This window comes from Streptomonospora wellingtoniae (assembly GCF_031845375.1).
Taxonomy (GTDB): Bacteria; Actinomycetota; Actinomycetes; order Streptosporangiales; family Streptosporangiaceae; genus Streptomonospora; species Streptomonospora wellingtoniae.
The window spans coordinates 1-471 of the sequence record NZ_JAVREK010000070.1 but is presented as its reverse complement, the minus strand read 5'-3'; the positions used below and the strand labels follow the sequence as shown (position 1 = coordinate 471).

Below are 471 nucleotides of genomic sequence, written 5' to 3'. Positions count from 1 at the left end.
CAACTAACATCAGAAGTTAGTGTTAATATAGTGAAAAATAGGTTTATGGATTAAAATAAATCAGGTTTTGTTTAGCACGTTTGAAAGACATAAGCGCACTGGAGGGGCTTTTATTCCTTTCGGTGAATTGGAGTGAATCAATGGACGGTTTATTTATATCCTTTGAAGGGCCAGAGGGAGCAGGGAAAACGACTCAGATACGCAGAATATGTGAATGGTTAGATCATCAAGGAATTTCATATATCCATGTACGTGAGCCAGGTGGAACTCGTATTGGAAATGAGATTCGAGAATTGGTTCTACATCCAGAGTTTGATGAGATGTCCATGTTAACAGAGGTGCTTTTATATGCCTCATCAAGAGCACAATTGGTGGGTGAAGTGATTATGCCTGCTTTGGCAGAGGGGAAAATGGTGCTTTGTGATCGCTATGTGGACTCTAGTGTTGCTTATCAAAGTTACGGAGCAGGTG

At 40.6% G+C, this 471-nt stretch carries 1 protein-coding gene; it reads left to right on the top strand.

Features of this window, described 5'->3' with window-relative positions:
* Positions 1-122 precede the first annotated feature (122 nt).
* A partial coding sequence (tmk, locus tag RM446_RS24665) for a dTMP kinase (RefSeq protein ID WP_311547839.1) occupies positions 123-471 on the top strand: 349 nt, incomplete at its 3' end.